Origin of the sequence: Sphingopyxis sp. H050 (genome assembly GCF_001468265.1) — a bacterium.
Lineage (GTDB): Bacteria > Pseudomonadota > Alphaproteobacteria > Sphingomonadales > Sphingomonadaceae > Sphingopyxis.
On sequence record NZ_LNRZ01000011.1, the window covers coordinates 64,522 to 91,110 of the forward strand.

Here is a 26,589-nt window from a genome sequence, read left to right on the forward strand (position 1 = left end):
CTACAGCTGGAGCAGTGCGTCCATAACAGCGACTAGAAGCCATTGCGCGGGCCAAACCACCTCATGGCTATCAACACTTGTTTCATTTCGGATAAAAAATTGACTTTTGTTCAATAAAGGAACATATCAGCCATGAAAGGAGCCCGACATGGCAACGGCATCAGCCAAGACGATCGACCGGAAGGATCTTACCGGCCCGGCGCTGCGCACCTTTTTCAACATCGCCGAGGCGTGGAAGCTCAATGAAGGCGAGCAAATGGCGGTCCTCGGGCTCGACAGCCGTTCGACGCTGCATAACTGGAAACGCGGCGAGGTCGCGGCGCTTTCGAAGGATGCGCTCGAGCGGATTTCCTATGTGATGGGCATCTACAAAGGCTTGCAGATTCTCGTGCCGCAGACCGCCGACGAATGGGTCCGCAAGCCGAACAAGGCGAAGAGCTTCGCCGGCAAGTCCGCCCTCGACCGGATGGTGTCCGGCAATGTCTCGGACCTTTATGTCGTGCGGCAATATATCGACGGGCAGCGCGGCTAAGCCCATGCCGCTCGACATTCCGGTGACGGCGACGCGCTGGTCGCCCTGCTATCGCATCATCCCCAGCCGCTTCCCGCCGATCGGCCTGTTCGAGAAGGTGGCCGATCCGGCCGATCTCGAAGCGGTCTTCCAGATCGAGGCGATGACCAACGACCGCCTCCGCGACGAAGTCGGTGTGCTCGCGCTGGTGCCGCCCGAGGACCGTGTTTCGGGCCCCGGCACGACACCGATCATGGCGGCCTTCACCCATCTCAATCCCGAGGGCAGCCGTTTTACCGACGGCAGCTTCGGCGTCTTCTACGCCGGCCACACGCTCGACACCGCGATCGCCGAAACGCGGCATCACCGCACCAGATTCCTCACCGCGACCGACGAGCCTGCCCAGGAGATCGACATGCGCGTCTATGCCATCGACCTTGAGGCCAGTCTCCACGACATTCGCGGTCTCGCGGACAGCCATGCGCATCTCTACGATCCGGACAGCTATATCCATGCGCAAGGGCTCGGGGCGGAGCTCCGCGATGCGGGTTCGGACGGTATCCGCTACCAGAGCGTCCGCCATCCCGGCGGCGAATGCGCCGCCGCCTTCCGGCCGCGCCTCCTGTCCAATTGCCGGCAGGAACGGCATCTCTGCTATATGTGGGACGGCACGGCCATCACGACCATCTATGAAAAGAAGAGCCTCGATACGTAAAAGGGCACGATAGCGTCCGGGCTCCAAGCCGAACGGTTTTTGTCAGGCATCATCGTCCAAGAAATCTCCCCGCATCGACAGGCGTCAACTGCGACCGCAGCCCTTCTGCCAGCCGCGCCGGGCCGACGCGGCGGAGATCGGTATTGAAATCGTCGCGCTGCGGCTCAAGCGCGTGGACCGCGATGCCCAGCGGCAAGGCGCGTTCGTTCAGCGCGGCCCAAGCGGCGCGCCCCGCGGGATCATCGTCGCGCGCGACGTAGAGGCGCCGCAAGCCTGTCGGAAACAGGAGCGCCGCGAGATGCGCCGCCGAGAGGCCGGCGACGAGCGGCAGCGATGGCGCGACCTCGCGCAATGACAGCATGGTCTCGATGCCCTCACCGAAAGCCATGACCTCTCCCGCCAGCCCGAAGCGAACGCCATGCCCCAAAAGATGTCCCATCGCGCGCCGCGGATAGGCCACCGGCGCCTTGGCCGGCCGTGCCGGATCGAGCCAGGTGCGATGGACGCCCATGAGCGAGCCGTCCAAATCGGTGACAGCGGCGATTATCGCCGGGAATGCCGGCTTGACCGATGGGGCATCCTCTTCGGACCGGCGATAATAGCAATGCGGATGATATCGCAGCGCCGGCAAATCCCCGCCCCGCCGAAGAGCGCGGCCCGCGAGATAGATTGGCACCAGCGTCCCGGCGATGGGTTTCGAAGCCGCCCAAAGCCGCGCGGCCGCCTCCCTGCTTCCCGGGCTCGCCCGCCGCGGACGCGGGTTGCGCTTCACCAGGTCAGGCGGAGGCAGGCTCAGGAAGCGCCGCGCCTCGGCAAGCGTTTCGCCGAGGCTCATATGCGTGCAGCTCGCGGCGATGATGTCGAGCAAGTCGCCATGGTCGCCGGTCGCCGCATCGGTCCATTTTCCAGCGCGCGGCTTGCCGTCGTCACCGCTGAGACGGACATAAAGACTTCGCCCCGGCGCATTATGCACATCGCCGACCAGCCAATAATGGCCTTCACGGCGACCGTTCGAGAGATAGTGACGGCACACCGCCTCGGCATTTTCACCGAGACGGCGCGCGAGTTCACGGGCTGGACTTTCCATGCGGGGCTCCTTCAGGCGGCCTTGCGGTCGCTGACCCGTTCAATCGGAAACCGATCGACGAGCTTCGCGAACACATCGGCGCCAGCAGCCCCTGCCGGCACGTAGAGCTTCAATTTCCACGAGACGATCTCCGAAATCAAGCCAAATGCCTTGAGGCGCTCGATCCCCAGATCGTTGAAACCGGTGAGCTCGATCCGCCAATCGTTCATCGAGCGGACGCGCGCGACGCGCTGACCCTCAGCGAGGTGAAGGACGGCTTCGCCCGCAAGCAGCGTCGACCAGGCTTGTTCGGCCGACAGCTTCGGCGGCCCGTCATCGACGATCCGCGCGGCCCATGCGGGCGATACGCGGCGGCCGATGACGCGCTCGCCCGCATCGGTTTGCAGCCGGTAGACCCGCGTCGACTCGTTCGGCAGGCTGCGCCAGATCGGCAACAGGAGCCCCGAGACCATGTGCAGTGTTCCGGTCTCATAGTCGGGAAGCTCTCCAAGTTCGGCTTCCCACGCCGCGGTAAACGCCTCCGCATCGACGATAGTCCAGTGGCTCGCCCCGAACTGCTCGGCGAGGATCAGCACTGTCTCCATCGGGCGGATCAGGCGGAAACGGCGATGCACCGCACCCTCGTCGTCGATGAGGCTGCGCGCGCGCAGCTTGACCGCTGCCCGGCCCGAACGCCCGTTCACCAGCAACGCCGCGTCCTCGGTCCGTGCGAGATCGAGCGCCTTGCCGAGCGAGAGCGGGACGACGCGGTCCCTCCGGTCGATGGTCAGAAGCTGGGTCTCGGCGCCGGTGCCGGGATGGGTGTAGATCGTCCGGCGATCGGTGACGACGAAACTCTCGGCGCGCAGCGTTTCGAGACCGACCTCATAGCTGCCCGCCGCCACCGCCGCCTCGATCCGCGCGATGAGGAGCGCCTCGAACGCCTCGAACAATATATTCTGAAGGTCGATGGTGAGCGCGAGCATGCGGTTGAGGAAGGTCGTGATCGGCGGCAGTTCGTCGCGAATCCCGCCTTCGGCATCGAGCAGCGACAGCCCGGTTGCGGTCTCGAAGCTGAGCAGCGAACAGCCCTCCACCTTGCCGCGCACGATCAGCATGTAGAGCTGGCGGAGCGCGTCGCGGGCATAGAAGGATTCCAGATTGTCGTGCGCGCTGAACATATTCTGGCCGCCCGTCTGCCGCTGCCCCCGCGTGATCGCGCCCATCGTGTCGAGCCGCCGCGCGATCGTCGAGATGAAGCGCTTCTGCGCCTTCACGTCGGTCGATACCGGGCGGAACATCGGCGGCTGCTTCTGGTTCGTGCGGTTCGTGCGTCCGAACCCCTGGATCGCGGCATCGGCCTTCCAGCCCGCCTCGAGCAGATAATGGATGCGGCGGCGCTGGTTCTTCGCGCCAAGGTCGGCATGATAGGACCGCCCGGTGCCGCCGGCTTCCGAAAAGACGAGAATTCGCTTCTCATCGTCCATGAAGGCATGGGTCTCGCCGATATTGGCGCTGCCAGGCCGGTTTTCGACCGCGAAACGGAGGTCACCGTCATCGCCGACCCGCGGCACGATCCGCCGCGAGCGCCCGGTCACCTCGGCCACCTTGTCGGCCCCGAAATGCTGGACGATCTGGTCGAGCGCGCCCGGCACCGGGGGCAAGCTCGCCAGCTTCTCGATCATCGCATCGCGGCGGCGGCAGGCTTCGCGGCTGACGATCATATTGCCATCGCCGTCATAGGCCGGGCGCGAGGAAAGATTGCCGTCGCCGTCGGTGCAGGGTTCGAACAGCTGGACCGGGAAGCTCGATGCCAGATAATCGAGCACATATTCGCGCGGCGTGATGTCGACCGACACATCGTTCCACTCGTCCGCCGGGATCTCGGCGAGCCGCCGCTCCTGCAAGGCCTCGCCGGTCGAGACAATCTGGACGACCGCCGCATGGCCCGCCTCGAGATCGCGCGCGATGCTCGCGATCGCGCTCGGCGTCTGCATCGCGGTGATGAGATGGTTGAAAAAGCGCTGCTTGGTGCTCTCGAACGCCGATCGCGCCGCCGACTTGGCCTGCGCGTTGAGCGTGCCATGTTCGGCGCTCGTCACCCCCGCCGCCTCCATCGCGGCATCGAGATTGTTGTGGATGACCTGGAAGGCGGCGGCATAGCTGTCGTAGATGCGCCGTTGCTCGCCCGTCAGCGCATGTTCGAGCAGTTCATATTCGACGCCGTCGAAGGAGAGCGACCGCGACGCGTAGAGGCCGAGCGCCTTCAAGTCGCGCGCGAGCACTTCCATCGCCGCAACCCCGCCGTCCTCGATCGCCGCGACGAAATCCGCCCGTGACACGAACGGGAAATCGCTGCCGCCCCAGAGACCCAAGCGCTGGGCATAAGCGAGATTCTGCACGGTGGTGGCCCCCGTCGCCGAGACATAGACGATGCGTGCCTCGGGAAGCGCATGTTGGAGGCGAAGCCCGGCCCGCCCCTGCTGCGATGGCTTCTGATCGCCGCGCTCACCCTTGCCGCCCGCGGCGTTGGCCATCGCATGGGCCTCGTCGAAGATGATGACGCCATCGAAGTCGCGGCCGAGCCATTCGACGATCTGCTCGATCCGGCTCGCCTTCCCCTCGCGCCCCTGCGAACGCAATGTCGCATAGGTGGTGAAAAGAATGGCCTCGCCGAGCTTCACCGGCGCCCCCTGGCGGAAGCGCGACAGCGGGGTGACGAGCAGTTTCTCCTGCTGCAACGCCGACCAGTCGCGCTGGGCGTCTTCGAGCAGCTTGTCCGACTTCGAGATCCAGAGCGCGCGGCGGCGCCCTTTCAACCAATTGTCGAGAATGATGCCCGCGACCTGGCGGCCCTTGCCGGCGCCGGTGCCGTCGCCGAGGAACCAGCCGCGCCGGAACTGCACCGCGCCTTCCGCGTCATCGGATGCGGCGCCGACGACGTCCCAGGTGGCATCGACCGTCCACGCGCCCGAGAGATGCCCGGCATGGGCCTCACCCGCATAGATGATCGATTCGAGCTGCGCGTCGGACAGCATGCCTTCGCTGACCAGCCGCGCCGGCAGATGCGGTCGATAGACAGGCTTGGGAGGCGCGACCGATGCCATCGAGGCCGACTGGACCAGCGCGGTGGGATGCGGCCTCGCGCCGGGAATGAGGAGCGACTGGAGCGCATAGGGCTCGTAGATGGTGTCGCCGAGTTGGCCCTCGGGCGGCATCCAGTCCAATATTTCATAGCCAAGCTCGACGCCGGGATCGGCGGGCAGCGCAGCCTTTGCCGAAGCCGGGGCCCATGCGCGATCAATGTTCGCGACCGTACGGGCCGGCCCGACCGTCGTCGTTGCGGCGAGCAAAGCGGGCGGTGCCGGGCGCGGCGGCAGATCCTCCTCGACCCATTTGAGCAATGTGGAAAGGTCGGGCGCTTCACCGCGGCTTTGTAGAAGCTGCGCGGGATCGCCCGCGGGAATCTTGTCGATCACGATGAGGCGGGTAGGGATCGTCGTGCCATGCCGCGAAAAGACCTGGCCGGTGATCGCCGCCGAGAAACGAAGCGTGCCGCTTTCCTGCAAGCGGATGAAGGCGTCGCGCCATGCCGGCGCCTCGGGTGAGCAGCCGGCGCCGAGGATCGCGACGAGACGGCCGCCGTCTTTCAGACGCGCCAGCGCCGAGGCGATATGGCGAAGCGCCGCGCCCTTCATCTTGCGGTCGACATTCACGAGCGAGGAGAATGGCGGATTGATCAAAACGACATCGGGCACAACCGCCGGATCGAGCCGGTCGTCGATCGCCGCGGCATCGTGACGGCTGACGGGTGTCGGCGCGAAAAGCAGCTCGAGCAGGCCCGCGCGCAGTTCGGCGAATTCGTTGAGCGCGAGCGTCGCGCCCGCAAGACCCGCATGCACGGCGAGCATGCCCGTCCCCGCCGAGGGCTCGAGCACGCAATCGCCGGGCCGGATCGCGGCAGCGAAGGCGGCGACAAAGGCGAGCGGCAGCGGGGTCGAGAATTGCTGGAAGGACTGTCCTTCCTCGGAGCGCCGCGTCTGGGTCGGGACACGCGCCGCGATGCGCTGCCACATCGCGAGCTGGCGCTGCGGCGAGCGGCTGCGCGCGGCCAGCGCGCGCCCATAGCGGCGCAGCAGCAGGACCTGCGCCGCCTCGCACGCGTCATAGGCCATCTTCCAGTCCCATGCGCCCTCGGCATCCTTCTGGCCGTAGGCCGACGTCATCGCGATCCGGATCTGCCCGGTGTCGAAGGGCGTTCCGTCCTCAAGCAGCGGAAGCAGGCGCTGGGCCGCATCGAAGAGCCGCGCCGCCGGGGTGGCTGCAGGTGAGGAAAGAGATGAGGAAATGGGGGCGGCGCCGGCTGCGGCGTCGGGCAAAATGGTTCGCATGGCGGGAATATCCTGGAGAGGCGTTGAAGGGCAGCCGCCAGGCGCTCTCTCCTGAACCCTGGGGCTATCCCCTTCCGGCCCGTCTCTCCCTCTCAGCCAAAGCGTTCCCCGGCTTCGGTGAAGCCATAGCCATTGGCCAGGATCGCCGCGTCGACGGCTTCATCGGAGTTCAGATAATCGAACTCGCGCTCGAGCTGCCGGTAGAGCCAGCGCGCCAGATCGCGCAGCGCTTCGCCAATCTCATCCTCGGCATCCGCAGTCATCTCCCGCATCCTCGGGTCATCACGCTCGACGGTGATCGCCATGCTATATTCGTGATGATATCGGCCGCGGTGCACGACGACCGACGATAGCCGATAGAAGTTGCGGCGCTGGACCGCCTGCAACGCGCCCGCGATGCGATGAAGCTCGGCGTCTTTCGGCGCAAAGCTGCGGATATTCTTCAGCGCAGCCTTGGCGTAACGATAGACACCCTCGAAGCAGGCACCGTCGCCCTGGCTCGCAAAGCCCGAAAACCAGATGCAGCTTCGCGCGCGCGTGCCGCCGCCGAACAGCCGGACCCGCTGCGTCGCCAGTTCGACGCCGACAAGGTCGCAGATGCGCTCGAAATCGTCGAAAACCGTATCGTACCAATCATAATCGAAGCCGCCCTCGCGATACCATGCACGGGCCCGGTCCTTTGCCGGCTCGGAAAGCTCTTCGAGACCATATATGGTCGTTTCGACAATCTCGGGCATGGGCTTGCCTCCTTTGAACGGGTCGAAGAGGTGGGAAAAAGGGAGGCGGACACGCCTGCCTCCCAAACAAGGACCTACCTCCCCAAAAAGGAAAAGCCCGGCACAGAGCCGGGCTTTTCCGTCGGTTTGTCAGCACTGGATCGATCATCCCGTAGGACGGTCGCTCTGAAGCCGGCCAAGCGCCTCCTCGAGGAAGCCCGTCGTCGACATCGTGTCGATGTCGTCGGCGGTGATGAAGATGGCCATGCCGCCGAAGCCGTCGGGGCGCATCTTCGAACAGGTCCAGGCCATCATCACCTGCAAATGATCGAGTGTCTCCGATCGCCGGACGATGTCCTGGAGGATGGTCTCATAGCCGAACATCGACATGTCGATCTCAAGTTCGGTCGCCTCCGCTTCGCATTCGCCGAGTTCCTTTTCGACCAATTCGGCTGCGCAGCTTTGAACACCCTCGCTTTCCGCAAGCAGCGCCCTCGCCTCATCGACCGACAGGAACAGAAAGTCGTTCGGACCCGCGCTCGCGAAGAAATAGACGTCGTCGCCCATATCCTCATGCTCGAAGATTTCGCCAAGGATCCTGCGCTCGAGCACAGTCATCGCCGCGACCGGGACATCGGGCTGGATGACCGTCTGGGAGAAATAGTCAGCCATGACGCGCCTCCTCCACAGCAGCCGCATCCACCGGTGGGGGATCGCCCTCGACCACCAGCGGCGGCACGATAAAGGCCGCCGCGTCGAAATAGGCGAGGACCGCCTCGATGCTCCCGCGCTCGTTCACCAGATAGTGGTCGATCATGACGCGGTCGGATTCGTCGACCATGTAGGAATCGATCGAGCCGGCACCGCGAAAGACGATCCGTTCGGCGCTCCATTCGCCGGGATAGCTCCCCGACCAGCGAACAAAAGGCAGCCCCTTCTCGGCACAGAAGCTTTCGAGGGCTTCGACCCGGCCCCAGGCAACCTCATGGGCATAGAGCGACACCGCCTCGCCGACGGTGCGATGGCCGGGCTCGAAGGACGGACCATCCCATTCGGTCGACAGGCCCTCCATGGCGATCAGGCCCGCAAGCTCGGCGAAGGTCGATTGGTCGGCATAGCCGCCGATCGTAATCGAAACTGGAACACGGTCAGCCATGACGCCCTCCATGGTCTGCGCCCGGCATCGTCACCGGTGACAGTTGATTGGCAAGATTGGACATTTCAATTCTCCAGAAGAAGGAAAGCCCGGCACGCGGCCGGGCTTTCAAATTTGGGATCGGGATGGGCCGTCCTGGCCCGCGGCGGCTATTCGGCCGCGACGACATCGCCGCCCGCGACATCGTCATTGAGCGCGTCGGCGAGACCCGGCGGAAGTGCGCCCCCGGCGTCATCATTCGCCGCATCCGGAACCGGAGCGGGCTCAAGGTCAGGATTACGCAGCGGCGCCGGGAGCCAGTCGCTGTCTTCGAGCAGCCGCTCGGCCTCGCGTGCCATATCGGCCTTTTTGAGATGGTCGATCATCCGGGCAAAATTATCGCCCCGCGCTTCGGCGACGTCGGCGATGATCCGCGGCTTGGTCACGCTGCGGAAATAGCCGTCGGCCGTCGGACGCCAGCCCGCGCCGAGCACATCGAGTCCCACCGCCTGCGCCAGCACATGGCTGTGCGCGATCCGGCGCTCGACGCCATGCGCCGAGATGCGGCCATTGTCATATTTGGGCACGATCTCGGCCTGCGCGTTGACGCAGAGCGACGCACAATGCGCGAACAGCTTCGTCTGCTCCTCGCCATCGAGCGTCAGCAGATAGTCCCACACCTCCTTGTCCGACTGCGGGAGCCGCTCCTTCCATTCGGCCGCGCGCGCGTCGATCGCCTGCGCCGGGCCGCAATCGCGCAAATTGGTCGGCGCGTTGGTGAAATAGACGCGGTTCGGCGACACCTGAACGCAGCTTTCCCTGCTGCTCGAATAGAAGCAGCCGAGCACCAGGGCATGGAGAACCGAAGCGAAGGCGGTCGCCGGATCCTGCGCGAAGGCGTCCTGAAGCGCGAGCGTGCGCCACGCCGTCAGATCCGACACGAGCCGATCGGGAAGGGGCCGGAGTGTCTCCACCTCCTCGTCCTCCCCGGCGTCCGCCGACACCGCGGCTTCGCCGCCCGCGTCCGGGCCGGCGGACCGGGCATCGCCGTCCGCGGCCGAATGCGCTTCGTCTTCGGACGCTTCCGCCTTCGGCTCGTCCTCGGGCTTCACGAATCCACGCTCGACCCGCACCGAACCATCGCGATCGATCGAGACGAAGGCACCGGCGATCGCTATTTCGGCCGGGTCGAACAGCTCCGGCCGGTCCGCGAGCGTACCGAGCTCGGTCTCGACTGCATCGAGACGCGCGTGGACCTCGGCCGGAACCTCCGGGGCATCGGCCCATTCACCCTCGAGTTCCTCGGCTTCGGCCTCGAGCGTGGCGACGCGCGCCAGCTCGTCCTCGCTCATCGGGGTCACCTCGCGGTCGATTTCGCGGAGGCCGCGCGTGGCGTCCCACGGCAGGTCGATCGAGGTCGTCACCCATTTCCAGCCCTCGGCAAGGACGCGCTCGCCTTCCGCCTTCAGCTTCTCGTCGACCAGCCGATCGAGAAGCGCCGGATCGGTGAGCCAGCCGCCGCCGTCGGCTTCGAACAGGTCGCGCACGACGCCGCCACCGGCTTCGACATAGGCGCCCAGACCGACGAAGCATGTCCGTTTGTCGGCGGCGCGCACGCTGTTCTCGGTCAGCTTCTGCCGAATATAGGCCGCCGATTTGTTGAAGCTGTGTTCGAGCTGGTCCCACAGCTCTTCCTGGCGCGCATGGTCGTCCGACACGGTGAACGCCATCAGCTGGTCGAGCGTCATCGCATCGTCGGCGTAGAGGGTGTGAAGCTTCGGCGAGACACCCGCGAGCTTGAGCCGCTGGCGCACCGCGGCCGGCGTGGTGTGGAAGTGCGCGGCGATTTCCTCGATGCCGGTGTCCTTCTCGACCATCGCCAGCATCGCACGAAACTCGTCGAGCGGATGAAGCTGCTCGCGAAAGCTGTTTTCGGCGAGACTGTCCTCCTCGGCGAGGATATCATTGTCGGCAGCGCGCACGACGCAGGGGATCGGCGCATCCTTCGCGAGCCTTTTGCGCTTCACCAACAGTTCCAGCGCGCGGTGGCGGCGCCCGCCGGCCGGTATCTCATACCGGCCGGTTTCCTGGCCGTCGGCACCCAGCAGCGGCCGGACGTTGAGGCTCTGGAGCAGCCCGCGCCGGTCGATGTCGTCGGCCAGCGCGTCGATCGACACGCCGGCCTTCACACGCCGGACATTGGACTGCGACAGGACCAGCCGGTCGAGCGGGATGTCGCGCGACGGGCTGAGGGTGATTTTGGCGGCAGTTCTGGCCATGGCCATTCTCCATGACGGGCCGCCGCGAGACACTCTCCCGGCTTTCAAGCCCGTCACGAAAACCCGGCCCTCCTCTCCCTTTGGGGCCGCCGCAGGCGGACCTATCCGCACCCGGAAATCCGGCAGCCACGCCCGCTCATCCGCGCTGCCGCTTCGCGCAAACGCCGCTCGCCGAGCAGGATCGAGCCCGCGCTGCGAGCCGCCGCGGCATAGACCGAGAGCGGATGATGCGGCGTGAAGCCGAGATCACGCTCGATACCAAGGCCGAACGGCAGCCGGACCGCTTCGAGTTCGGCCAGCGCGAAGCTGCCGAGCTCGGGGCATCCGAAGCCAAGGTCGGCAAGGCCGAACAATATGCCGTCCTCGTCCATCTCGGTCGCGAGCCAGGTCGCCGATCCCACCGGGTTGAAGAAGCGCACGACGGGCGCCGGATCGGGCTCGCGCCCGCCGCGCGCGACGGCTGCACGACGGGCCGCGTCGTTGGCGCGCAGGTGCGCCGCGAGATCGGGGGTCAGGAGTTTCATGTCGCCGCCCTGCCCGCCAGGGTTGGGGCGTACATGCCGGCCGGGCGGACGCCGGGCCGCGCGAGCGCCCGGGGCAGGAAGAAGGGATGATATGTCATGCAAGGTCTCCGCGGCGGACCGGAGGCAGGGCCACTCCCGCCTCCTTCGATCCGCTCACCAGGACCCGTGCCTTCCTCTCGCTCTCTTTCCGGCGCCCCGCGGCACCGTCCGGCGACCGGAATATAGATGCAGATCTGGGGCCAATTTTCCGGGGCCCGCGCCTTTCCCGTTTCCGGCCAATCGATTAGGACCGGGAGGCGATCGCCGTCGCGCAGCAGGGGCCAGGGCAAAAGCCCGCCTCGCCGAGGGCCGGGACCAGTCGCATAATGTCCCATCTGTCGTCCGTGCCGGAGAGGAACCGGGACCGGCGACCCAGGGAGCGGCTCGCGGGATCGACGGGTTGGGAACGTGCCGGCGACCGGACGGTCACAGTGAAGCATTTTTGTTTGATGGAGGAACTCGCCCTCGAAATTTCCACGGCGACGAATGAGGACGGGCTCTTCGAAGCCCTCGCGCGCGCATCGATGCGCCTCGGCTTCGACCATTTCGCGCTCGCCTATGACCGGCGCGGCAATGCCGAGCCGGCATCCCTGCTGGTTCACAATTACCCCGATGCCTGGGCCAAGGTCTATGTCGGTTTCGATCTTGGCGGTGCCGATCCGGTGCGCCGCGCCGGCGAACGGTCGATGACCGGCTTCCGCTGGGACGAGATCGAAAGCTACATCCCGCTGACCCGCAGCGACCGGCAAATGCTCCATGTCGGCCGCGAATATGGTCTCGCCGACGGCTATACGGTGCCGCGCCACCTCCCTGGCGAGGCCAGCGGCGCCTGCTCTTTCGTCCTGCGCCCGCAAAGCGAGCTTCAGGACGATATGCTCCGCATTGCCGAAATCATCGGCGCGCTCGCGATCGTCTCGGCACGCCAGCTCGTCGGCGCCGTGCCGCTAAAAAGCAAAGCGACGCTGAGCGAACGGCAGCGCGAGTGCGTATTATGGACCGCACGCGGCAAGACCGCGGCCGAAGTGGCGGTCATTCTCGGGATCGGCGAAGTGACGGTCGTCCAGCATCTCAAGACCGCGCGCGACCGCTATGACGTGCATTGCGGCCAGATGCTGACCCTCTGCGCGCTGTTCGATGGCCTCATCGGATTCGGGGACGTCTATGACTGGTGGCACGCGCGCTGACCGCGTCAACGACGACTTGTCCGGAAATTCAGCAAGGAGGCAGGCACGCCCGGAATGACAGCCGAGGCAAGGGCGTGCCGCTCAATCGCAGCACGCGCCCTTGCCTCCGATCTGGATCGGCGGGCAGGGCGTGGTTCCATAGGAGCAGAACACGCAGCAGTCGCCGGGCTCGGGCCTCAGCACGGCACCGCAGCCCTTGCAGTCATAGAAGAACTGACAGGCGTCGGTCGGCATCGTTTCCGTCTCGCGATGGCCGCACTGCGGACAGGTGATCGTCGAACGAAGGTCGGGGCCGGCATCAGACATAATGGTAGCCCGCCCACAGCAGCGCCGCGCCAAGCAGGAGGCCGGCAAGCGTCAGGATGCGCACCCAGCGGGGCGTGCAGGCACCGCCGGGGCCACAGCGCGCGGCCGCGCGCTGCTGGCGGAACAGCAGGAAGGCGCCGAGAATGAGGCATGCCGCCCCGATCAGAAGAAGCGGCGTGCGATAGGGCATGGCGACCATCGCGATGCCGCCGAGCCATGCGGCTCCGATCCCCGCAGAGGCCAGCAGGAAGGGCAGCGCGCAACAGGATGCAACGCCGAAAGCCGCGGCGATGCCGGCTAAGGTGAACGCGCCGGCGTCGATACCCTTGGGGCGATTCTGCATTGGGATCGGTTCCTTGTGCGGTGTGAGGGGACGCCGTAGCATCTGTAGCAGCTACAGACTCAAGAGGTATTTTTGCGATGGCCGCAACCAGAGCGATGCAGATCGGCGAACTCTCGCGCCGCACAGGCTGCAACATCGAAACGATCCGCTATTATGAGCGGATCGGCGTCCTCGACGTTCCGCTCCGGCGCGGTCGCTACCGCAACTATGGCGAGGAGGATGTAGGGCGCCTCGGCTTCGTGCGCCGGGCCCGAGAGCTCGGTTTCACCCTCGACGAGGTGCGGGCGCTGCTCCAACTCGCGACTGGAGGCCAGGCTGCCTGCGCCGAGGTGCGCGACGTCGCCTCGTCGCACCTTGCGGATGTGCGCGCGAAGATCGCCGATCTCAAGCGGATGGAGCGTGTCCTCGCCGCTTCGGTACGGGCTTGCGAGGCCGGCGACGATCCCGCCTGTCCGCTGCTCCAGACGCTTCGGGCCGGTACACCGCACGGCTGATCGTCCGGATGACACCCGCGTGACGACGAGCGACAGGCTCAACTATCAAGAGCTTCTGGAATCGCGCGGATCATCCTCATATCTGGGGATACGCGCAGTCCACGGAAAATGATTTGATTCCCGGCACCAACAGCCGAGGAATCATCATGATCGACACGACCCCGCGGGCGCCCGCCGCGCCCGGGAACGCGGCGCTGCGCGCCATGTTCGCCGCGCGCAAGAGCGTCTTCATCGACCTGCTCAAATGGGACCTGCCAGTACTCGCCGGCCAATATGAGCTCGACCATTTCGACACGCCGGCGGCGCGCTATCTCATCCTGCTCGACGCCGATGGCCGCCACCGCGCCTCGGCGCGGCTGCTCCCGACCGAGGGCGCACATCTCCTTGGCGATCATTTTGCGCATCTGTGCGCCGGCGACGTGCCGCGCGGCCCCACCGTGTGCGAGATCAGCCGCTTCTGCCTCGACCGGGACCAGGACGCAGCATCGCGCCGCGCCGCGCGCGACCAGCTGGTGACCGCCCTTGCAGAGCATGCGCTGCGCGAAGGCATCACCGATTATACCGGCGTCGCCGACCTATGCTGGTTCGATCAGGTCCGGGAGTTCGGCTGGAGATGCGACGCGCTCGGGCCGAAGGCCGCGGATCCGGGTGGGAGATTGATGGCATTGCACATCCATATCGACGCGCATGTGCTCGACGACCTCAAGCGCGGCGGCGTCTATGCGCCGTTCTCGTTCCGCCTCGCCGACGACGATGGGGAGGCGGAAGCATGACCGGTCTTGCGTCCGATGATCTTGCCCGGGAACTGCGCGAGACGGGATACTGCATCGTCCCCGACCTGATGCCGCCGGATGCGATTGGGGCGCTCGACGCCGATCTCGATCCGGTCTTCGCCGCGACACCGTTCGGGCGCGGCGACTTCTACGGTCACCGCACCAAAAGATTCGGCGCCCTGATGAAGCGCTCGGTCTGGGCGCAGGCACTGGCGCTCGAACCGACAATCCTCGCGGCGGTCGAATCCATTCTCGGCGACGCCTGCGAGAGCATCCAGCTCAATGTCGCGCAGGCGATCGAAATCCATCCGGGCGAGATCCGGCAGTTTCCACACCGCGACCATGACATGTGGGCGGGAGAAAAAGGCGCGCACGAATATCTGCTCAATGTCATCTGGCCGCTCACCCCCTTCACCGCGGACAATGGCGCAACGCACATCTATCCTCACAGCCATGGCGCGGAGGGCATGGCGAAGATCGACCCCGGCGAGCCGATCATCGCTGCGTGCGACCCGGGCGCCGCGATCTGCTTTCTGGGCTCGACCGCGCATGGCGCCGGCGCCAATATCACCGACCAGGTGCGGCGCGGTGTCGTGATCGGCTACAGCCTCGGCTGGCTCAAACCTTATGAGAATTTATGGCTCGCCTATCCCCCCGAGATCGCGCGCGGCTTCCCGCGCGAGCTTGCCGCGCTCGCGGGCTATCGCCAGCACCGTCCCAATCTCGGCAATTATGAAGGCCAATGCCCTTCGTTACTCCTCGGAGGCGATATCCCGGAGCATATCGGCGCGGTCGATGGGCTGCGTCCCGACCAGATGGCGATGCTCGCAGAGTTCGCGGCGGCCGAGCGGAACGGCGCATGAGCCCCGCGCATGTCGTCGAGCCAACTTATGAAGCGATCAAGCGCCGGCTGATGGCCGGCGGCTGGGTGCCTGGCAGCCGGCTGGAATCGGCGAAGATCGCCGATCAGCTCGGGGTCAGCGTGACGCCGGTGCGTGATTGCCTCTACCGACTGGCGGGCGAGCGCATGGTCGATTTCAGCCATGGCGACGGGTTTCACGCGCATCGCCTGTCCGAGACCGAGTATCGCGACATGCTCGAACTCCATCTCATCCTGCTGCTCGCTGCGCTTGCGACGACCCCGCGCGGGCGCGCGACGCCGGCTCCGCAGGATGGCGACTATCCCGATCGAACCGCCGGACTGTTCATCGAAATGGCAGCGCGGTCGGGCAATGGCGAACTGGTCGCGAGCATCACCGCGCTCGGCGACCGCCTCCATCTGGCGCGGCACCTCGACGAACAGCTTGTCGGCGAAACAGTCGCCGAACTGGATGCGCTCGCGGCCGCGCTGACAAGCGGCCCGCCGCATGAGACGCGCAACCTTCTGCTCCGCTATCACGAACGCCGCGCCGGCGAAGCGGCCAGCTATGCGCGGCTGCTTGGAGGCGCGTCATAGTGCCAGACCCGGTGCCCAACGTCTGATTCTGCCCATAATCCTTGTCTTTGCGCGGCCATGCTGACATGATTCGGGGTGCGGGACAGATTTGGCAACGCCCGCGCGATATTCTCGCCAGCCATTATGAACGCCCGTCCTTGTCGGACTGGCGGCCGTTCCGGACCATGCCGCTCCCACGCGGCCAAACGGCGGCACAGCGTTGGAAGATCGATAGCCGGGCAAACGCCGGCCAGCGATCTCGTGCCAATCGGCTGTGTAAATTGTCATCATACCCTGCCAAGAAACTGTCGCAGGAGCGCCACCCCTTTTCGGTGTCGTCGGCCTGTCACGCGCATCCCGACGACCGGCCCGTCGTGGCACCGGCGGACGCTTGCGACCTCGATGACGCTTTTCGGGCGCATGGTCCTTGGCTCTTTCATTTTCTTCGCCGAAGGGCTGGGCCCGAAGAAGCGCCGGATCTCGTGCAGGAAGTTTTCGCGCGCGCGGCGGGCAGCGAGCAGCGTCACAGCCTCGCCAATCCGGGCGGCTTCCTTCGCCGGATAGCGCAGAACCTGCTGATCGACCGCGCCCGGAGGCAGCGGCGCAACCCCGCGCTTTTCTTTTCCTTTCAGGAGGAAAGCGATGCCGCCAGCCCGCCGCAGCAGGAATGGAATATGGAAGCCGACGACCTTCTCCGGCTCTATGAAGAGGCGGTCGACGCCATGCCACCAAAGACACGCCGGGTGTTTCTGATGCACCGGGTCGACGAACTCAGCTATCGTGAGATACATGAATGCCTCGGCATCAGCATCGCGACGGTGGAATATCATATGATGAGGGCGCTCGGCTTTATCGCAAAGGTGGTGGACGGCGGCCGATGAGTGAGGCGTCTGACGACTATCCGGTCGACACGGTAGCGCACGCCTGGCTCGTGAAGATGCGCGGCGAGAACCCCGATGCGCACCGCGGCGAGTTCGACGCCTGGCTTTCGGCCTCGCCTGATCACAAGGCGGCCTATGAACGGATCGCGAAGAATCTCGCCGCCTCGGCGATCCTGAAATCCTCGCCGCGTCACGGCACTGCGCAAACCGAACAGCGCAGCGGCCGACGCCGGGCCGGGCGACGCTGGCTGTCGGCGGGAGCCGTGATCGCCGCCGCTGCGGTGGTGTTTCTGGCTTTCGGCGCCGGAGGCGCTCCGCTTTCCGGTCCGCTCGGAGACGGTGCGCTCGCGGCGCGCGCGGCCGAGCCGCTGGTCACCCGCCGCGGGGAGATCCGCAGCTTCCGCTTTGCCGATGGTTCCACCGCAGTGCTCGACACCGATAGCCGGCTCGAAGTCTCATTTGCGCAAGCGACACGCCATCTGCGGCTCGCCAAGGGGCGCGTCCGGCTTTCGGTGAGCAAGAATGAACAACCGCTTCGCGTCGAGGCCGGCGACGGCGTGGTCACGGCCGAGGATGCGGCATTCGATATCGGTTTCGAGGAAAATGGCGCGCTCAGCGTAACGATGCTGCGCGGCGAGGCCGATATTCGCTTCGGCGGCGCCCCGGAAACCGGCGCCCGGCACGCCCAAGTCCTGTCATCGGGACGGTCCGTGACCTACGGCCCGCACGGCAAGGAGCAGCCACCAGCCGCATCGCCGACACAGCAAGACAGCCGCGAATGGCCGTCGGGCTGGGCGGACTATCGCTCGGTCCGGCTCGATCAGCTCACTGCCGAAGCCAATCGCTACGCGGCGAAGCCGATCATCATCGACGACGCAGGAACCGCGGGGCTCGAGGCGTCGGGCCGGTTCAGGATCAGCCAGCCCGAGACAGTGGCCGAGCGGCTCGCCCAATTGTTCGATCTGGAGATCAGCAAGCGCGCCGACGGCATCCACCTGCGCCACCGATAATTATTTCATCATTCCCCTAAGGCGGTCGCCGACCCGGCGTCATCGCTCCCCCAAAGGCCGTGTGCCCAAGCACCCGGTCACAACCCAGGGGGAGTATGATGATGTCCGGAAAGTCTCGTTTTTGCTTGTCGCTGATGGCCGGTGTGGCCTGTCTGCATCCCGTTGCCGCGGCGGCTCAGTTGCAGGATCGCCAGAGCTTCGATCTGCCAGCGCAGGATCTCGACGAGGCACTGCGAAAAGTGGCTGCGCAGGCAGGAATCGAACTCTATGCGTCGAGTGCCGATCTCGCAGGCCGGAAGGCCCCAACGCTAGACGGAAACATCACTCCGCGCGAAGCAATCGAGACCCTGCTGCGCGGAACCGGGCTGACCCCGCGCTTCGAGCGCGGTTCGGTCATCATTTTGGGGCGAGCGCAGTCCGAGAGCAGTCCGGCACAAGAAGACATCGTGGTGACCGGCAGCCGTATCGCGGGCGCCCCGTCCGCAGCCCCGGTTGTCCGAGTGACGAGCGAAGATATCCGTAACGCAGGCCAGGCCGATCTCGGCGAAGTTGCGCGCAGCCTCCCGCAGAATTTCGGCGGCGGATTCAACCCCGGCATCGGCAACGGCCAGGGAGCGCCAAACGAGAACGCCAACGTCAACGGCGCCTCGACCTTCAACCTGCGCGGGATCGGTCCCAATGCAACGCTGACTTTGATCAATGGAAATCGCTTCGCCTATACCGGCGTGTCATCGGTGATCGACGTCAGCGCCATCCCTGTTTCCGCTGTCGAGCGGATCGAGATCGTCGCGGATGGGGCCTCGGCCATCTATGGCGCGGACGCCGTCGCGGGCGTGGTGAACATCCTGCTCAAGCGCGACTATGACGGTGCGTCGGCAATGGCGCGCGTCGGCGCATCGACCGATGGCGGCAATGTCCAGCAGCAGTACGGGCTGCTCGGCGGCAAGGCGTGGTCGTCGGGCGGGCTGCTCGCAGCCTATGATTATAGCCGTTCGTCGGCGATCCGCGCGGGGGATCGCGATTATGCGGACGCCGCCAATGCGGAAACGATGCTCTTTCCCGCGACCTGGCGGCACTCGCTGCTCCTGAGTGGACATCAGGCGATCGGTCCGGATGTGACGCTTGCTGCCGACCTTCTTTACAAGAAGAGTCGGCTACACTCGGTTACCGGATACAGCCTGGCGCTCGCCCCCGACCAGTTGGGGCTCGACAATGTCAGTACCTCGGAATCCTTCGGGATCGCCCCAAACATCTCTGCGGAGCTCGGCGGGGACTGGCGCTTCAAGGCGAGCGGCTTCTTCGGCACCGATCGCACGGGCGGCTTCTCCGACCTCTTTTTCGGGGGAAATTTGCTCGCACACATCGACAAACATTTTTTCAACCGCAACCTCGCGCTTGAAGCGGGCTTCCAAGGACCACTGTTCGCCCTGCCGGCGGGCGACGTGCGCATTGCCGTCGGCGGTGGGGCGCGGCGCAATCACTTCTTCGCGGCGTCCCCCACGGGCGATGTCCGGCGGCGGCGTGACAATCTCTTTGCCTATGGCGAACTGCTGGTCCCGGTCACGGCACCCGCGCAAGAGATTGCGGGATTGCACTCGCTCTCGCTCACAGCCGCGCTCCGCTTCGAGGATTATTCGGACGCGCCGAGCATTATGATCCCCAAGCTCAGCGTCGTTTGGGAGCCGGCGGAGATCCTCCGCCTCGGTGCTTCGTGGGGGCGTTCGTTCAAAATGCCGACGCTCTACCAGCAGTATAGCGGCTATTCGGCGATCATGGGACGCGCTGCCCGCTATGGGAACGGTTATCCGGCGAGCGCGAACGTCATCTTCGCGGCGGGCCCCGACAGTCGCCTCGGACCCGAGCGTTCGGAGAATATTACGCTGAGCGCGCAGCTTACTCCTGCGCGCGGCCTCGAATTCTCCGCCACTTGGTACAGGATCGATTACACCGACCGCGTCGCGACGCCGATCCCGTCGCTCGTCGGCGTGCTCGATAATCCGCTCTATGCCGATCTTGTTACGCTAAACCCCGATGCGAACGATCTTGCCGCGATCATTGACGGCGCACTTCTCGGCCTGGAGAATAGTACGGGCCGGCCCTACGACCCTGCGACCATCGTTGCTTTCATCGACGCACGCGACCGCAATATCGCGCGCCAGCGCTATTCGGGCGTCGATCTTTCGATGCGCTACCGCATTGAATTCGATGGTGGGAAAGAGCTTGCGCTCTCGACCGCGGGCAGTTTCCTGAAGAGCCGCCAGCAGATCCTTCCCGGCGCTGCCTGGACGTCGCTCGCCGGCACATTGTTCCGGCCATCGCGCTTTCGCGGGCGTGCCGGAGTTACCTATGGCGGCGACCGTTTCACGCTCGCCGCCTTCGTCAACCATATGAGCGGGCTCGATGACGATCGGCAGGCGGTGCGCATGCGCATTCCCTCCTATACCACGCTCGACCTCACGGCGCGGGTGCGCCTTGGCAAGCGGACCGACGTGTCGCTTGCCGCGCTCAACCTGTTCAATGCGAAGCCGACGGCGATTGTCACCGCCCTGCCCAGCGAGACGCCCTACGATACGACAAATTATTCACCGGCGGGGCGCTTCGTCGGCCTCACCGTGCGGCAGGAGTGGTGAGCATGATCCGCCCTCTTCTGCTCGCAGGGGCGGCACTGCTCGGCGCGGCGCTGCCGACCTCGCCGGCCTCAGCCGCACAGAAAGCCGGCCGCAGCTGGACGATCGACGATCAACTGACGGTCCCCGAGGTACGGGATCTCGCGGTCTCGGCGGATGCGAAGAGCGCGATCTATGTCGTGCGGATCGCCGACCGCCAGAGCGACCGGACGGTCGCGCTGCTGCGATATGTTGATCTGGAAAAGGGCACGACCCGCGAGCTGCAGCGAGCCGCGTGGATCGATCAGCTGAAGCGCATTCCCGGAACGGGGGACTGGAGCGCGCGGCTCGATAAGGGCGATGGCGTCCAGCTCTATCGGATAGGGGCGAGCGGCGCTGTAACCCCGATCGTCGCGCATCCTGCGACTGCAATTTATGGCGATACCGAGGGTGCTGTGCTTCCGGGCTATGGTCATGCGCCGCTTGCTACGGGGGTGCGGGCGCACAGCTGGTCTCCCGATGGGCGCTGGCTCTGGTATGTCGTCCTTGACGCCGCACCGTTCGTCAAAGCGATGCGCTACGACGACGCGGTCACTGCCGAGCGCGCGCAGCGCCGCGCCCCCGGCCGGGCCACTGCCTCGATCTACCTCCGCGATCCTGAGGGCAGGGACATTCTTCTCGCGACGCGTCCGCAAAGCGACCTTCGGACATTTTTCGACAGGAGCTTCGTCCAGTGGGAGAAGGATGAGGTGCGGTTCGATGTGATGGAAACGGACCCCGCCGGAGGGCAGCAGGTTGTGACGATAGGCTGGTCGTTCACATCGGAAAAAATTCGAGTGGTGGATGGCAAAGCCGCTCGCGGTTACTGGCGCCTCCCCGGCCTTCATGGCGGCCGGCTGTCGTCGGAAGGCACCGGCGATACGCGCGAGCTTGTCGAAACCATTCCCGGCGACGAGCGGCGGAGCTTCGGACGCTTTCCCTTTGCGGTGGGCGATGCCCGCGCGGCCGGCGGCTTCCTGTCGCCTGATGGAAGGCGCGCGATTGCGGGGTTCCGCACGATCGACAATCCTCGCTTCGGGCTAGCAATCATCGAAAATGATCGTGTCCGAACGATTAGTAGCGCTCTCAGCCTCAACTATTGCGACTTTACGGTCTCGCTCACCAAAGGCGCCTGCATCGCGCAATCGCAGACGGTGCCGCCATCGGTGGTGCGCGTCGACGTTGCGAGTGGCGGCATAACCCGCGTGGCATCGGTCTCGGCCGATCACGAAGGGATCGCGCCGCTTCGGATCGAACCCCGAACTTGGATCAATCGACATGGTTACAAGGCGACCGGTTATATCGTCTGGCCGCGCGGATACACAAAGGGTCGGCAATATCCGGCGATCGTCATTACGCATGCATCGGACGCGGACGACCGCTTTGCAACGCACGAAAATCAATGGGAATATCCGGCGCAACTGTTCGCCGAACGGGGCTATGTCGTACTGCTCGTCAATAGTCCGACGTCCCGCCAAAACGCCGAAATCGATGCCGCCTATGAAGCCTGGGTCAGCGAGACGAAGGCGGTTTCGCCAGAGAAGCTGAGGCAGCTAATTTGGTTGAACTCGGTCGCGACCTTCGAAGATTCCGTGAAGGAGCTCGTCGATCGAGGGATCGTGAATCCGGCGCGGGTTGGGATCGCAGGTTACAGCTTCGGCTCGCAAATGACGAATGTCACGATCACGAACAGCTCGATGTTCCGCGCGGCATCGAGCGGCGACGGCGGCTATCTCGAACCGGCCTTCTATTTCAACGTGGCAGGTTCTTACGGCACGGTGTTCGGCGGGCCGCCAACCGATCCGGCGGCGCTCGCAAATTATCGCCGGCTCTCTCCGTCGCTTCGTGCAAACGAAGTTTGCGGCGCGGTGCTGCAACAGGTCGCGGCACCGCTCATTCCGTCGATTGATCTTCACGCCGCGCTCCGCAAGGCCGGTGTTCCCGCGCAGCTCAGCCTTTATCCGGGCGAGAACACAGCGACAGATGAAACGCACATCTTCCACATCCCGTCGAACCGCATTCTTGCGATGGAGGAAAATATCGCGTGGTTCGATTATTGGCTCCTCGGCAAGCGCGATCCACAATCGCCTCACGCCGACCGCTACGCGCTATGGGACAAGATGCGTGACGCGGCCCCGCGCAGTTGCAGCGCCAAAACGGCGAACGATGAGAACCGACATTAGCTTTCGACCCGGCCTCCCTCCTCCCACCAGCGCGTCCATGCCTCGGCCGCCGCGAACGTCAGGATCCGGTGATCGCGTCCATCGTCCCGCCAGCCTTCCTTGCTTGCTCGGATAAGCCAGTCGGGGTCGATCAGCCCGGCGCCGACGAGCTTGCCCTCCAGAAGCATTTCGACGGCCATCGTTCCTTGAGCGTCAAACACGCGCCGGACAAACCCGCCGGGACTGCCTTTCGTCCTGCGTTCGAGAATGAGATCGGGAAGGAGATCACGGAACGCCATGCGCGCTACCGCACGATCGCGGCCCCCTCGCACCCAAAACCACGACGGAATCGATAGGCAGAGTTCGAGGACCGGTTGCGACAGCAAAGGGGTGATCTGGGGCGGGCTGATCGCACGGGGATAGAGTTCGATGCTCTTTTGGGCACGGGCCAGCATGGCAACATGCGCTGCCTTGCCCGGGAGCGCGCCCGGCGGCGCCGCGAACCAGGGATGCCGATCTCCTTCCGCCACAGCAGCGGCCCGGCCCGTAGATCCGAGGCCCGTAAGATCGATACGCCTGCGATGCCCGCCCTTCCGTCGCCGAATGCGTTCCCAGCCTGCGCGGACGACGTCGATCATGCCCGAGCCGGTCAAGTCGGCAAGGTCGCGCGCGGTAGCGAACAGTCCCGGGTGAAGTCCCTGTGCAAGAAAACGGTCGGCAAGCGGCGCCGCGCTGCGCAGGGCGCAGAAAACATTGTCGCCGCCATTGCCCGAAAAATATCCGTCGATCGGCCTGTCGCGCGCGAGTCGGCGATGCTCGGCCTGAAGGGCGGGGAAGTAGTGGGCAGCAATGGGCAGCGGCAGGTGGCGCATGACCGGCCTAGTAACGTCGACGGTGCCGAGGTCGAAGATCGGCGCATCAAGCCCGACACCGAGCCTATCGACGAGGGCCTTAGCATAGCGCCGCTCATCCCCATCGGTGCCGGGCTCGACCATGGTCAGACACCGGAACCTTGGTATGCGCGGGCCGAGCGCCGCTGCTACAATCGAGCTGTCGAGCCCGCCCGACACGCCGACTAAGATGTTGTCGAAGCCGGTCGACCAGGCGCCGATGCTGTCCTTGAGCGTGTCACGCAGAGCGACAGCCGCAGCTTCGAACCCGCAGCCCTTAGGCGGGCGAACATGGTCCCATGGGGACCATGCCTGCTCGATCCGGTTCCCGTCAGCCGTTACGACGAGACGCTCGCCGGGAAGCAGTTCCTCGACGCCATCGATGCCTGTCTTTCGGCCGATGAAGTCGATCCCGCCAAACATGCGCGCCAGCGCGCTATAATCGACGGCGACTTGTCCCGGCTCGGCGATGGCCGTCATATCGCTGGCCAGCACGACACCGCTCGCCGCGCGGCGCATATAGCATGGCATCATTCCGGACGGATCACGCATCAAGGAAACTGTTCCGTCATCGCCGATCAGCATGGCAATATAGCCACCCCAATAGCCAGCGAGCAGCGCCAAGCCGCGCGTCTCGGCGATCGATTGCCGTTCGTCCCGATTGAGATCGGTCACGCGGCCCGATGGTATTTCACGCCGGAAGAGCGGCCCGACGATGCAGCCCCTTTCCCCAAGATCGATACACGGCGCCGCACTGCATAACCGCGCAACGGACGAGCTGAAGACCGGACACTCCGTCGCGGTGCTGGCAGGCGACGGCGGAAGACCCGACGGCGCAATGTCGAGGCGGAAGGCAAGTCTCATCGCACCGTCAGCAAGGGCTTGAAATTCCGGACGCGGTCCAGGGGATCGCTGAGTACGACAGAGCCTGCCTGAACCCAGCAATGCGCTGCGAACGGCAGCATCACTCCGATGACGAGATCGACGCCCAGTCCGCGGCGCGCAAGCATCGTTCGCATGGCAAGCCCCCGGACGAGGCATTGGTCGGTCGCATCGCGATAGCGCGATGCCCGGGCAAAGGCGGCGGCAACGAGTCTGCAGGGATCTAGTCCAGTTTCGGGCAGCCCCGTCGGGATAAGGAGAGTGCCAAGCTGCCGGGCTGCGAGGTTGCGGCGAGCGCGCCATTGGGAGGCGACGGCTTCCAAGATAAGCCAAGGGTGCGATGCCCCGGTTGGACCATCGAAGATGCTTTCGGTCGGATCAGGAGCCAGCGATGGTGGGACTGTGGGAACGCCAGCCTCGACCAGATTTCGTTCGACCAGCCAAGCGGTCTGCTCTTCACTCGCCTTGCCCTTCGCAAACGCCTCAAACGCTTCGGCTGCAACATCTTCCAGCAGGAAGTAGCGGCTCGCCGAAAGATCGAGGCAAATTATCCGTGTGCCTATTGCGCAATATCTGAGGTCGGAGCGGAGGCGGTAGGAGGCCATATGAGATATATGCGTGCGTGCGGCACCGAGGCGCCGCACGCCCGGTGCATCAGTCGTCGGTCTGGATGCCGGCGTTGTATGTCCGCTGGAGCGTCGCAAGGTCGATCGGACCTTCGACACCGAGGCCGCGGGTTTCGGTGCGCGCATCGCCCAGATCGACGATACCGTTTTCACGCTTGTCCATGGCTTTTCCTTTCATCATTCGCGACCGAAATGAGTCGCAGTCCGACGCTAAGCCACAGCGAAAAGCTGCTCTATTTTATAATCCGTTTATTTTCTGAACGTGCGATCAGGGTAAAAAGGTGACCGCGCAAAGGAAACGCGCGTCGGGAGCGCATACCGTCACCTTTAGCTTTCGCCTGGACATACGTGACGGAACCCGGTCACACGCCCGTATTGATAAGGCGCCAAGATGTTCTGGTCGAAACCGGAATTGTCGCAATGGAAACTGGCCCCAAATCTGGATGTATTTTTCTGAAATCATTATCGAGGCCGAACCGTGGCTGACGGACCGCGAGCGCCCAGCGAGCGCCTGATCAATGGAGCGCACCCTGCAACAAGGCGGCCATGTGCCCAATGAGTGCGGGCGGAAAGCCGGGGCATGTCGGCTTTCAACGCCCGCAATTTGGAAATGCCGCCGGTTCAGAGTGCGGCGGGGCCCGATACATCAGGTGCCGCGCCCTCAGGAGCCGACCGACAGGCCGGCGGGAAAGAGCGCGCCCGCAGCCCCGCTCCTTCCGGCAAACCTAATCGAAGACGATGACCTTGCGCGCGGCGGGATCAAATGTCTCGATCACGACCGCTTCATCCTCGACGGCTGGCGACGAGCGTTCGAGGAGTTCAACCTTGGCCGAAAGCACTTCGGCGTAGGCTGCGGGGCAACAAAGGATGAACTCAGTGCCGTTTCCATAAATGCTGCCCCAGTTGACATAGATGGTGCTCCATCCATGCCGCCGTTCCCATTCGATCTGTCGGGGTTCGCCTCGTTCGGTTCGTCCGGGATAGGGTTCTGTCGACAATATATGGACCCGCGCTTCGGGATCGAACCAGCAATGATCATGATCCGCGACGGGCGGACGACTGTCATACTCGTGCGTCGGATAGCATCTGCGGGCGCTTGAGGGTTTGAGACCGGTTGCGTCCATGAACTGCAGCGCACGGGCGATCCGGCCAATATACCATTGGATTTCATTGGCGTGGCGCTGCTGGCCCGTCCGCTCCAGAAAGACCGAGTCCTCGATCTTGCAGGCGCCCAGATAGCCCGTCAGATGGTGACGCCGTACCAGCTCGGTCAGTGGCGCACGCAATTTGAGATCAATGTGCGCGGTGCCGCTTTCCCTTGTTTCATATCCCCACCAGTTCTGACGAACCATGACATTGTGGAGCGTGGATCGGCTTGGAAGTTTCCGTTTCGCATCGACATAGCCTTGGAACCCGCCTGCACATGCCGCGAGGTCGAGCGCATCGTGCCGAGGGACCGATTGCTCCGCCTGGATTTGCTTGGCGAGCGATTTCAACCCGGCGAGGGTGGAATATTGAAACATCATCGCAGGTCTCCGTGGGCTTCGGACCGGCGTCGCCTGCTACCGCCCCCAAAGCCACG

At 64.9% G+C, this 26,589-nt stretch carries 24 protein-coding genes; 11 read left to right on the forward strand and 13 right to left on the reverse strand.

Annotated features, from left to right (window positions below):
• Nucleotides 1-148 precede the first annotated feature (148 nt).
• Together ATE67_RS18780 and ATE67_RS18785 are read left to right on the forward strand one after the other, a co-directional pair.
• Nucleotides 149-532, forward strand: coding sequence for an antitoxin Xre-like helix-turn-helix domain-containing protein (locus tag ATE67_RS18780; protein WP_058818178.1), 384 nt, complete (start codon nt 149-151; stop codon nt 530-532).
• Nucleotides 533-536: 4 nt separating this feature from the next.
• Nucleotides 537-1,226: an RES family NAD+ phosphorylase gene (locus ATE67_RS18785; RefSeq protein WP_058818179.1), complete on the forward strand. Its 690-nt coding sequence runs from the start codon at nt 537-539 to the stop codon at nt 1,224-1,226.
• A 49-nt stretch (nt 1,227-1,275) separates the two neighbouring features.
• Here ATE67_RS18785 and ATE67_RS18790 read toward each other — a convergent pair whose 3' ends face one another.
• The 7 genes from ATE67_RS18790 to ATE67_RS18820 all read right to left on the reverse strand — a co-directional run bounded on the left by ATE67_RS18790 (nt 1,276) and on the right by ATE67_RS18820 (nt 11,337).
• Complete coding sequence (locus ATE67_RS18790) at nt 1,276-2,313, reverse strand: DUF7146 domain-containing protein (RefSeq protein ID WP_058818180.1); 1,038 nt, start codon at nt 2,311-2,313, stop codon at nt 1,276-1,278.
• A gap of 11 nt (nt 2,314-2,324) precedes the next feature.
• The gene (locus ATE67_RS18795) at nt 2,325-6,683 is read right to left on the reverse strand and encodes a strawberry notch family protein (protein ID WP_058818181.1); all 4,359 of its coding nucleotides are present in this window, start codon (nt 6,681-6,683) and stop codon (nt 2,325-2,327) included.
• 92 nt (nt 6,684-6,775) lie between these two features.
• Entirely contained in the window at nt 6,776-7,420 is a 645-nt protein-coding gene (locus ATE67_RS18800) for a hypothetical protein (RefSeq protein WP_058818182.1), read from the reverse strand.
• A gap of 144 nt (nt 7,421-7,564) precedes the next feature.
• On the reverse strand, nt 7,565-8,071 hold the full coding sequence (locus ATE67_RS18805) for a hypothetical protein (protein WP_058818183.1): 507 nt from the start codon (nt 8,069-8,071) through the stop codon (nt 7,565-7,567).
• Nucleotides 8,064-8,555: a hypothetical protein gene (locus tag ATE67_RS18810; protein ID WP_058818215.1), complete on the reverse strand. Its 492-nt coding sequence runs from the start codon at nt 8,553-8,555 to the stop codon at nt 8,064-8,066. Before ATE67_RS18810 ends, ATE67_RS18805 begins: the two co-directional genes overlap by 8 nt.
• Nucleotides 8,556-8,704: 149 nt before the next feature.
• Nucleotides 8,705-10,813, reverse strand: coding sequence for a ParB/RepB/Spo0J family partition protein (locus ATE67_RS18815; protein WP_058818184.1), 2,109 nt, complete (start codon nt 10,811-10,813; stop codon nt 8,705-8,707).
• A 101-nt stretch (nt 10,814-10,914) separates the two neighbouring features.
• Nucleotides 10,915-11,337, reverse strand: a complete 423-nt coding sequence (locus ATE67_RS18820; protein WP_053555749.1) for a DUF2958 domain-containing protein — start codon at nt 11,335-11,337, stop codon at nt 10,915-10,917.
• A 488-nt stretch (nt 11,338-11,825) separates the two neighbouring features.
• Here ATE67_RS18820 and ATE67_RS18825 point away from each other — a divergent pair, with 488 nt between their 5' ends.
• Entirely contained in the window at nt 11,826-12,560 is a 735-nt protein-coding gene (locus tag ATE67_RS18825) for a LuxR family transcriptional regulator (RefSeq protein WP_053555750.1), read from the forward strand.
• Nucleotides 12,561-12,641: 81 nt separating this feature from the next.
• Here ATE67_RS18825 and ATE67_RS18830 read toward each other — a convergent pair whose 3' ends face one another.
• Together ATE67_RS18830 and ATE67_RS18835 are read right to left on the reverse strand one after the other, a co-directional pair.
• A complete protein-coding gene (locus tag ATE67_RS18830; RefSeq protein WP_053555751.1) occupies nt 12,642-12,866 on the reverse strand; it encodes a GDCCVxC domain-containing (seleno)protein in 225 nt (74 codons plus the stop codon).
• On the reverse strand, nt 12,859-13,209 hold the full coding sequence (locus ATE67_RS18835; RefSeq protein ID WP_053555752.1) for a mercuric transporter MerT family protein: 351 nt from the start codon (nt 13,207-13,209) through the stop codon (nt 12,859-12,861). Before ATE67_RS18835 ends, ATE67_RS18830 begins: the two co-directional genes overlap by 8 nt.
• 77 nt (nt 13,210-13,286) lie before the next feature.
• Here ATE67_RS18835 and ATE67_RS18840 point away from each other — a divergent pair, with 77 nt between their 5' ends.
• The 8 genes from ATE67_RS18840 (at nt 13,287) to ATE67_RS18875 (ending at nt 22,630) form a co-directional block, all read left to right on the forward strand.
• Nucleotides 13,287-13,703 carry a MerR family transcriptional regulator gene (locus ATE67_RS18840; protein ID WP_053555753.1) on the forward strand — a complete coding sequence of 139 codons (417 nt, stop codon included), beginning with the start codon at nt 13,287-13,289 and terminating at the stop codon, nt 13,701-13,703.
• A 146-nt stretch (nt 13,704-13,849) separates the two neighbouring features.
• Nucleotides 13,850-14,476, forward strand: a complete 627-nt coding sequence (locus tag ATE67_RS18845) for an acyl-homoserine-lactone synthase (protein ID WP_058818216.1) — start codon at nt 13,850-13,852, stop codon at nt 14,474-14,476.
• Entirely contained in the window at nt 14,473-15,339 is an 867-nt protein-coding gene (locus ATE67_RS18850; RefSeq protein WP_058818185.1) for a phytanoyl-CoA dioxygenase family protein, read from the forward strand. Before ATE67_RS18845 ends, ATE67_RS18850 begins: the two co-directional genes overlap by 4 nt.
• Nucleotides 15,336-15,932, forward strand: coding sequence for a GntR family transcriptional regulator (locus ATE67_RS18855; protein WP_058818186.1), 597 nt, complete (start codon nt 15,336-15,338; stop codon nt 15,930-15,932). Before ATE67_RS18850 ends, ATE67_RS18855 begins: the two co-directional genes overlap by 4 nt.
• A gap of 164 nt (nt 15,933-16,096) precedes the next feature.
• On the forward strand, nt 16,097-16,792 hold the full coding sequence (locus tag ATE67_RS21155) for an RNA polymerase sigma factor (protein WP_082660512.1): 696 nt from the start codon (nt 16,097-16,099) through the stop codon (nt 16,790-16,792).
• Nucleotides 16,789-17,802, forward strand: coding sequence for a FecR family protein (locus ATE67_RS18865; RefSeq protein WP_058818187.1), 1,014 nt, complete (start codon nt 16,789-16,791; stop codon nt 17,800-17,802). The genes ATE67_RS21155 and ATE67_RS18865 overlap by 4 nt, the downstream gene beginning before the upstream one ends.
• A 134-nt stretch (nt 17,803-17,936) precedes the next feature.
• Entirely contained in the window at nt 17,937-20,432 is a 2,496-nt protein-coding gene (locus ATE67_RS18870; protein WP_231728230.1) for a TonB-dependent receptor, read from the forward strand.
• A 2-nt stretch (nt 20,433-20,434) separates the two neighbouring features.
• Nucleotides 20,435-22,630 carry a prolyl oligopeptidase family serine peptidase gene (locus tag ATE67_RS18875; protein WP_058818188.1) on the forward strand — a complete coding sequence of 732 codons (2,196 nt, stop codon included), beginning with the start codon at nt 20,435-20,437 and terminating at the stop codon, nt 22,628-22,630.
• On the opposite strand, the gene ATE67_RS18880 is transcribed toward ATE67_RS18875, so the two are convergent.
• The 4 genes from ATE67_RS18880 to ATE67_RS18890 all read right to left on the reverse strand — a co-directional run bounded on the left by ATE67_RS18880 (nt 22,627) and on the right by ATE67_RS18890 (nt 26,503).
• Nucleotides 22,627-24,174, reverse strand: coding sequence for an asparagine synthase-related protein (locus tag ATE67_RS18880; protein WP_058818189.1), 1,548 nt, complete (start codon nt 24,172-24,174; stop codon nt 22,627-22,629). The genes ATE67_RS18875 and ATE67_RS18880 overlap by 4 nt on opposite strands.
• Nucleotides 24,175-24,359: 185 nt before the next feature.
• Nucleotides 24,360-24,986: a lasso peptide biosynthesis B2 protein gene (locus ATE67_RS18885; protein WP_058818190.1), complete on the reverse strand. Its 627-nt coding sequence runs from the start codon at nt 24,984-24,986 to the stop codon at nt 24,360-24,362.
• A 49-nt stretch (nt 24,987-25,035) separates the two neighbouring features.
• On the reverse strand, nt 25,036-25,170 hold the full coding sequence (locus tag ATE67_RS22050) for a hypothetical protein (protein WP_269433469.1): 135 nt from the start codon (nt 25,168-25,170) through the stop codon (nt 25,036-25,038).
• 562 nt (nt 25,171-25,732) lie between these two features.
• Nucleotides 25,733-26,503, reverse strand: a complete 771-nt coding sequence (locus tag ATE67_RS18890; protein WP_156417112.1) for a hypothetical protein — start codon at nt 26,501-26,503, stop codon at nt 25,733-25,735.
• Nucleotides 26,504-26,589 lie beyond the last annotated feature (86 nt).

Excerpts from the sequence above, each read along its gene's own strand:
- ATE67_RS18830 (WP_053555751.1), bottom strand. The coding sequence starts at position 12,866 with ATGTCTGATGCCGGCCCCGACCTTCGTTCGACGATCACCTGTCCGCAG.
- ATE67_RS18865 (WP_058818187.1), top strand. The coding sequence starts at position 16,789 with ATGAGTGAGGCGTCTGACGACTATCCGGTCGACACGGTAGCGCACGCC.
- ATE67_RS18835 (WP_053555752.1), bottom strand. The coding sequence starts at position 13,209 with ATGCAGAATCGCCCCAAGGGTATCGACGCCGGCGCGTTCACCTTAGCC.
- ATE67_RS18850 (WP_058818185.1), top strand. The coding sequence starts at position 14,473 with ATGACCGGTCTTGCGTCCGATGATCTTGCCCGGGAACTGCGCGAGACG.
- ATE67_RS18800 (WP_058818182.1), bottom strand. The coding sequence starts at position 7,420 with ATGCCCGAGATTGTCGAAACGACCATATATGGTCTCGAAGAGCTTTCC.
- ATE67_RS18790 (WP_058818180.1), bottom strand. The coding sequence starts at position 2,313 with ATGGAAAGTCCAGCCCGTGAACTCGCGCGCCGTCTCGGTGAAAATGCC.
- ATE67_RS18805 (WP_058818183.1), bottom strand. The coding sequence starts at position 8,071 with ATGGCTGACTATTTCTCCCAGACGGTCATCCAGCCCGATGTCCCGGTC.
- ATE67_RS18855 (WP_058818186.1), top strand. The coding sequence starts at position 15,336 with ATGAGCCCCGCGCATGTCGTCGAGCCAACTTATGAAGCGATCAAGCGC.
- ATE67_RS21155 (WP_082660512.1), top strand. The coding sequence starts at position 16,097 with ATGCCGCTCCCACGCGGCCAAACGGCGGCACAGCGTTGGAAGATCGAT.
- ATE67_RS18840 (WP_053555753.1), top strand. The coding sequence starts at position 13,287 with ATGGCCGCAACCAGAGCGATGCAGATCGGCGAACTCTCGCGCCGCACA.
- ATE67_RS18815 (WP_058818184.1), bottom strand. The coding sequence starts at position 10,813 with ATGGCCAGAACTGCCGCCAAAATCACCCTCAGCCCGTCGCGCGACATC.
- ATE67_RS18795 (WP_058818181.1), bottom strand. The coding sequence starts at position 6,683 with ATGCGAACCATTTTGCCCGACGCCGCAGCCGGCGCCGCCCCCATTTCC.
- ATE67_RS18780 (WP_058818178.1), top strand. The coding sequence starts at position 149 with ATGGCAACGGCATCAGCCAAGACGATCGACCGGAAGGATCTTACCGGC.
- ATE67_RS18825 (WP_053555750.1), top strand. The coding sequence starts at position 11,826 with ATGGAGGAACTCGCCCTCGAAATTTCCACGGCGACGAATGAGGACGGG.
- ATE67_RS18885 (WP_058818190.1), bottom strand. The coding sequence starts at position 24,986 with ATGGCCTCCTACCGCCTCCGCTCCGACCTCAGATATTGCGCAATAGGC.
- ATE67_RS18820 (WP_053555749.1), bottom strand. The coding sequence starts at position 11,337 with ATGAAACTCCTGACCCCCGATCTCGCGGCGCACCTGCGCGCCAACGAC.
- ATE67_RS22050 (WP_269433469.1), bottom strand. The coding sequence starts at position 25,170 with ATGGACAAGCGTGAAAACGGTATCGTCGATCTGGGCGATGCGCGCACC.
- ATE67_RS18845 (WP_058818216.1), top strand. The coding sequence starts at position 13,850 with ATGATCGACACGACCCCGCGGGCGCCCGCCGCGCCCGGGAACGCGGCG.
- ATE67_RS18870 (WP_231728230.1), top strand. The coding sequence starts at position 17,937 with ATGGCCGGTGTGGCCTGTCTGCATCCCGTTGCCGCGGCGGCTCAGTTG.
- ATE67_RS18875 (WP_058818188.1), top strand. The coding sequence starts at position 20,435 with ATGATCCGCCCTCTTCTGCTCGCAGGGGCGGCACTGCTCGGCGCGGCG.
- ATE67_RS18785 (WP_058818179.1), top strand. The coding sequence starts at position 537 with ATGCCGCTCGACATTCCGGTGACGGCGACGCGCTGGTCGCCCTGCTAT.
- ATE67_RS18810 (WP_058818215.1), bottom strand. The coding sequence starts at position 8,555 with ATGGCTGACCGTGTTCCAGTTTCGATTACGATCGGCGGCTATGCCGAC.